Raw genomic sequence first — 6,639 nt, forward strand, 5'->3', positions numbered from 1 at the left:
GGCAAGCCGAAAAGCCGCCCAAAAGAAAAATCCGGCCCGCCACTGCGCCCCCGTTTGTGGTCTCCACCACACAGCGAGATGAAAGTAGCTAACAGATAAACTTGTATTTTTAGTTTTGCAAAAGGCTTGCGCCCACAGCCAACGCGTGTGTGCAGCACGTGCCGCGGAAATCATGGGCACGAGCAGTTTGTGCCGCGAACTGATTTTTGCAAACCGGCAGGATTGTTTTATTCTGAGTTCTCACGCTGGCGAGGCGCGCAAGCATGAACGGGCCGGCAGTGCTCAACGGGTAATGTGGTGGTTTGAGAGGGCGAGCGAGGGGAGTAGGGAAGCCGCAGAGTCTGAGGGGTGATTCTGCGGAGAAGTAAAGAATTTTCAAATGGATTGCACGATTAAAAAAACCGGTCGGAATTTTATATTTTGAAAATGGAGTTATTAGAGGTTCGCTTAACCTATGGTCTGAATTTTGGGGAGTAGGATAAGGCTTCTTTTCTCAGGAGTCTTTCTTTTTAGGGAAAACCATAAAATTTCCAAAAAAAAGAACTTGGTAAACGACTCCAAATTGTCTTTGCACGCCTGCACATATTGGCTTGATGCAGCAAGAAAGTTTTTTAACTTTGTTTTCATCGAAGCAAGACAAAAAAGTTTATGAACGACATGATGACCTTACTCTTGATCGCCATACCCTCGCTTTATTATTTAGTTTTGAGTTTCGTTGCGCCATCTCGTGTTGCAGTAGCCACTGCAACGGTTACAATCGAAGCCCCAATCGAGTGGTTGTTTCACATGATTGCGATAGATCGGAGACAAGCGTTTCGTAGCGATCTGAGGGAGGTTATCGTAACTTCAAATAAGCGTTGGCGGGAATTGGCATTTGACTCCCCACCGGTAGATTACGAAGAGGTACGCTCAGTTACCAACCATCTTTTCGAGGCGCATTTTAAAGGTTTTGGATTCCGCGGTACTTGGCTGGTGCGCTTCACTAAGGACACAGATAAAGTTACTACGCTTTTTATCTATGAGGAAATTCAGGTCAAGCAGCCACTTCTTCGGCCAATTGTGAAACTTATTTATCCTCTCCAGGATGCCGTAAATCGATTCGTGGCCGACTTGTTTGATGCCATTGATACCGCTAACCCTATAACAGTATGAACAATACCAAGCCAGTAGTTCTCATAACAGGTGTATCATCCGGCATAGGTAGGGCAACTGCAGGTTACTTAGCCTCCAAGGGGATGACCGTTTTCGGCACAGTAATCGAGCCTGTTGACGGTATTCAACTTCATCAAGATGGCTATTCGATACTTTCAATGGACGTAAGAGATACCGAGTCTGTGAGGTTTGCCGTAAACCGGGTGCTAGAGGCAGCCCAACGAATCGATGTTCTGATCAACAATGCTGGAATCAGTTTTTCAAGGTCTCTGGAAGAAATGGATATTCATGATGCCCGGCAAATACTTGAAGTTAACACGCTGGGGCCACTAAGGGTAATACAGTCGGTCCTCCCCTCAATGCGTAACAATATGCGTGGTCTTATTATCAATACAACTTCAATAGGCGGGCAGATAGCCATCCCATTTGATGGTATGTACAGCGCTTCTAAGTTCGCCCTTGAGGGATTGTCTGAGGCGCTTAGCCTCGAGTTAATTCCTTTTAGCGTTAAGGTTGTTATACTTGAGCCAGGGGATATTAATACCGGTATGTCTGCTAAACCTAGTTCAGGCAGCAAAACAAATGAGAAATCACCCTATTTTAGATACCAGACAGCAGCTCATAACGCAGCCATTAAGAATGAACAAACCGGATCAAGTCCGTTAATTATAGCCAGAAAGATCGAGGATATTATGGGAGAGCGCCACCCCTCACTTCGGTATGTTGGGGGAACCCTACTGGAGCGATTGATGATACCCTTGAAGCGTTTATTGCCGGCCCGTATTTTCGAGCACCTGGTGGCCACACAGTATGCGCTAAAGTGAAATGTGGTCTGTCTTTTTCTGCCTTCGTTATCATTGGTCGGCTTACCATAGTCGCTTACTTCAGCACTTGTGGTCAGTAGATAGTGCCCCTAGGGGCAACTTTCGAGAGTTTTCTGCTAATCGTTTCTTGTTTTTAGCAAGTGGATTCATTTTTATTCCACTTTTGATGTTTCCTAAATTAACACTTGTTCACGCTGGTTGCCTGACAATCGTGCAAGTAGATCGTAACATATCCACATCTTCAGCTATCGTCTTTCTAAGAGCACGATACGATTGAAGTACCGCGCTTGCGCATCATGTCCTGGGGAGATGCTGCGGGACGAGTAAGTCGCTAACACGTAAACTTGTATTTTTAGTTTTGCAAAAGGCTTGCGCCCAGCACGTGCCGCGGAAATCATGGGCACGGGCAGTTTGTGCCGCAAACTGATTTTTGCAAACCGGCAGGACTTTTTACTTTTAGTTCTCACGCTGGCGAGGAGCGCAAGCATGAACGGGGCGGCAGGCAGTGCTCAGGCCAAGAATGGTGGTTTGAGAGTGCAAGCGAGGGGGAGTAGGAAAGCCGCAGAGTCCGAGGCGAGACTCTGAGGAATAGTAAAGAATTTTCAAATGAATTGCACGATTTAAAAAACCGGTCGGAATTTTATTTTTTAAAAACAAAGTTATTAGAGCTTCACTTAATACAATAAACCAATAAATTGAGATAGAAAATTGAATGTATACATAAATAAAAACACTTATATGGACAGAAAAGAATTTATGAAAGCGTTGACAGCATTAGGTATTACTTCTGTATTGCCAAAGGATATTCTAAAAGCACAAACCATAAATTACAAACCAATGCAAAAAGCAGATTCAACTATTCAGCAAATTCTTGCCTATGGCATGCATGCTCCAAGTAGTCATAATACTCAACCGTGGAAGGTTAAAATTGATGAAAACAAAATAAAGGTTTTCGGTGATTTTCAACGAAGATTACCATTTGTTGATCCAAATAACAGAGAGTTTTTACTTTCAATATCTGCCTTTATTGAAACAATTGATAATGCGGCCATGGCCATAGGTAATCAATTGGAAATTGAACCATTTCTAGGTTCGATTTCAGCAGACAAAGAATTGTTTAGTATTGAAATGAAAGGTAATAAGCAAAGTTCTAGCAATGCAACATTATCTTTGATTGAAAATCGTTTTACTGACAGAAAAAACTATAATATTGGAGAAATGAGTAAGCAGAACATTACCAATCTTCAAGACTTGGACAGGGAAAATATACATTTCTTCTCCTCGAACTCCCCAAAAGGTAAAATAATATCAGACTTGCAAATTCAAGCGTTCACAAAACAAAGCAATGATAAAAGCAAACAATCGGAACTGAGCGATTGGTTGAGGTTTGACAAAGATCAAAAGGAAAAATCAGGTGATGGTCTTTTTCCTGAAATGCTGGGATTAAATGGCTTGCCCAAATTTGTCTGGTATAGTTTCTTTAACAAAAAATCAGCTATTGGCAACTCATTTGTTGAACAGGGAATAAAAAGTGCGATAGAACAAGTTAAGCACACGAGCGGCTTTTTAGTGATAACTTCAAATAGTAGTGAAAATATTTCTATTTACGAATCTGGAAGACTTTATCAAAAGGCCCTGTTAAAGTGTACTGAATTAAGTATAAGAAATCACACCATTTCCCAAATCTTGGAGGAAGAGCCAATGAAAAATGATATTTCTGATAATTTGGAGCTTAAAAAGCCCATACAATTTATAATTCGGCTTGGGTACAGCAATCAAGATGGTTATGGCAAACATATAAGACGTTCAATTAACTCAATAATTATTTAAAGAGTTAAATGTAGACCAAAGGCAGCCCATAACATCGTGTATTGTGCATTTGGCGGATAGCACCTCGCCTTTGTTGGTGTTGCGCGTGAGCTGTAGCGCTGTGGGTCACCAACAAACGAGATGAACTCGGATAACAGGTGCTTTCGTTGATTTTGTCTGATACGCGAACTGCCCGAATAAACAACGCGCGGCCGGGATGCCCCGCCTTAGCGGGATAAACTCCGGGCCTGGTGCCCACGCGCCTCGCGTGGGCACGGGAGCGAAGCGTACCCCGGAGCAGCCCAAATTTCGCTTGGCTACGGTTGGCAAGCCGAAAAGCCGCCCAAGAGAAAAATATGTCCCGCCACTCCGCCCTCGTTTGTGGTCTTCACCACCCAGCGCGATGAAAGTCGCCAACACGTAAACTTGTATTTTTAGTTTTGCAAAAGACTGGCGCCCACAGCCAGCGCGTGTGTGCAGCACGTGCCGCGGAAATCGTGGGCGCAGGCAGCCTAGGCCGCGAACGGATTTTTGCCAACCGGCAGGACTTTTTACTTTTAGTTCTCACGCTGGCGAGGAGCGCAAGCATGAACGGGGCGGCAGGTGCTCAGGCCAAGGGTGGTGGTTTGAGAGTGCAAGCTAGGGGGAGTAGGGAAGCCGCAGAGTCCGAGGCGAGACTCTGAGGAATAGTAAAGAATTTTCAAATGGATTGCACGATTTAAAAAAACCGGTCGGAATTTTATTTTTTAAAAACAAAGTTATTAGAGCTTCACTTAATACAATAAACCAATAAATTGAGATAGAAAATTGAATGTATATAAGTTAAGTTTTGTTTTTTTGAAACGCCCTTGGTCTTTCTCGTCCTAAGGGCGTTTTTTTCTGATGCAAAAAACTTATTAGCGGCAACTTACTGATCCGATTTTTCTACTTTCGTGTATCTGATAAAGTAGAGTTAAATAAAGAATTGACATTGAAATTACGGAGAGAAATAAAATGAAAGCAAAAATAATTATGATCGGATGCCTGTTTCTTTTAATAGGAATAATCGCAGGTTATTTTCTACCTCGCAAGGTAGTACAATGGCAATTAAAAAATCAAGGCATTGATTATTTTGAAAATAGTGATGTAAATCTTCCTTTTCAAACCTATACAAATTTTGGCTACGAAAACATAATTGCCAATGCGGCTCCCTGGACGAAACAGTTTATGGATGAGGACATGGTATCAAGCATAGAAAAGGCTGTACGAAAAAGATATGCCTATAGGTTTGATGCGGCTATCAACTCACCTGAATCAGAAAATGATATAATGAATTATTTGAAAGGGACCGGTTTGTTAGACGAAATCCAATTATCCGTTGAGCAAGCACAATTCAAATTGGAGAAAATATCAATCTCTCAAAATCTAATGGTTCCCAAAGATGACTTTACAAAAGCATTTATGAATGCAACACCCACCCTCCCTGTTAGATTGCCTGCTGAATTTGAGCCAATTAAATCGGTATTTGTTTCCTTCCCAATATATTATCCAGGGCAATGGAAAACGCATACAGAGTTGATCAATTCAATTTCAAGTGAAGCTGAAGCAATAGTTTTGGTTCCCAATGAGTATTGGCAAAAAGCCGTTATGCTTTACTTTGAGCAGAAAGATATATCGCTTGCGAATGTTCGCTTTGCATATGTTAAAACAGATGATGTCTGGACAAGAGATTATGGACCTACGACAGTGATAAATACCAATGGTGAAAAGATTTTTATTTGGAATAACTATTATGAAGAGTATAATTCATACCATAAACTCAGTGCAGATGCGGCAGGTGATTTGGGGAGATACTTTGACATCCCCGTTTATAGGGTTCCACTGATAGTTGAAGGCGGTAATATTATTTCCGATGGAGAGGGTACTTTTATCATGTTTAATTCAGTTTTAATCAATAATCCAGACTATAACCTAAGCAAGTTAGAGAAGACAATGAAGGAATACTACGGATGCAAAAATCTAATTCTGCTACCATTGCTTAAAGATGAGCTTACTGGTCATATTGACATGGTAGTTAAGTTTGTCGATAAAAACACACTAATGGTTATTAAAAGTGATATTTCTTATAAGTGGTATCAGGACTTTGAAAATATAGCGAAAGAGCTTTCAGAAATAAAATCCATCGATGGAAACAAGTATCAGATTATTCGGCTTAGTATGCCTAAAACCAATAATGAATCAGTTAACTTTTGGAGTTACATCAACAGTTTAACCCTAAACGGATCGGTAATTATTCCTGTTTTTGGTGTTAGCGAGGATATTGCAGCTCTTGATGCATATCGAAAAGCTATGCCAAATTATAAGATAATTGGGATTGATTTTAGTAAGTACCCAGTTGGCTCAGTGCATTGTCAAACAAAAGAGATGTTTAAGTAGATGTTTTTTGGAGAACTTTGACTTATTATCTGATTTTACAATTGACTAAGGTAATGCCTTTGATTCAGATAAAAGGTTCATCTTTTATTTTCAAGTAGCTTCGATTCAAAAGTTTAGCGCAACAAATTACAAAAAGTAACCTCGCCTTTGTTGGTGTTGCGCGTGAGCAGTAGCGCTGTGGGTCACCAACAAACGAGATGAACTCGGATAACAGGTGCTTTCGTTGATTTTGTCTGATACGCGAACTGCCCGAATAAACAACGCGCGGCCGGGATGCCCCGCCTTAGCGGGATTGCCGCCGGGCTTGGTGCCCACGCGCCTCGCGTGGGCACGGGAGCGAAGCGTACCCCGGAGCAGCCCAACCTTCGCTTGGCTACGGTTGGCAAGCCGAAAAGCCGCCCAAAAGAAAAATCCGGCCCGCCACTGCGCCCCCGTTTGT

4 protein-coding genes are annotated in these 6,639 nt (G+C 42.1%); all 4 read left to right on the plus strand.

Annotation, left to right across the window (positions count from 1 at the left end; genetic code table 11):
* Positions 1–657: 657 nt before the first annotated feature.
* The 4 genes from O9316_RS12570 (at position 658) to O9316_RS12585 (ending at position 6,200) form a co-directional block, all read left to right on the plus strand.
* Complete coding sequence (locus O9316_RS12570; protein WP_298347282.1) at positions 658–1,152, plus strand: hypothetical protein; 495 nt, start codon at positions 658–660, stop codon at positions 1,150–1,152.
* Complete coding sequence (locus tag O9316_RS12575; RefSeq protein WP_298347284.1) at positions 1,149–1,976, plus strand: SDR family oxidoreductase; 828 nt, start codon at positions 1,149–1,151, stop codon at positions 1,974–1,976. Before O9316_RS12570 ends, O9316_RS12575 begins: the two co-directional genes overlap by 4 nt.
* Positions 1,977–2,714: 738 nt before the next feature.
* Positions 2,715–3,806 carry a hypothetical protein gene (locus tag O9316_RS12580; protein WP_298347286.1) on the plus strand — a complete coding sequence of 364 codons (1,092 nt, stop codon included), beginning with the start codon at positions 2,715–2,717 and terminating at the stop codon, positions 3,804–3,806.
* Between the two features lie 972 nt (positions 3,807–4,778).
* Positions 4,779–6,200, plus strand: coding sequence for an agmatine/peptidylarginine deiminase (locus O9316_RS12585; protein WP_298347289.1), 1,422 nt, complete (start codon positions 4,779–4,781; stop codon positions 6,198–6,200).
* Positions 6,201–6,639: the final 439 nt, after the last annotated feature.

It is taken from the genome of Flavobacterium sp. (assembly GCF_027533505.1).
In the GTDB taxonomy this organism is placed as follows: domain Bacteria; phylum Bacteroidota; class Bacteroidia; order Flavobacteriales; family Flavobacteriaceae; genus Flavobacterium.

What these genes read in the sequence shown, in the direction of transcription:
- O9316_RS12580 (WP_298347286.1), top strand. Translation starts at nt 2,715, where the DNA reads ATGGACAGAAAAGAATTTATGAAAGCGTTGACAGCATTAGGTATTACT.
- O9316_RS12585 (WP_298347289.1), top strand. Translation starts at nt 4,779, where the DNA reads ATGAAAGCAAAAATAATTATGATCGGATGCCTGTTTCTTTTAATAGGA.
- O9316_RS12575 (WP_298347284.1), top strand. Translation starts at nt 1,149, where the DNA reads ATGAACAATACCAAGCCAGTAGTTCTCATAACAGGTGTATCATCCGGC.
- O9316_RS12570 (WP_298347282.1), top strand. Translation starts at nt 658, where the DNA reads ATGATGACCTTACTCTTGATCGCCATACCCTCGCTTTATTATTTAGTT.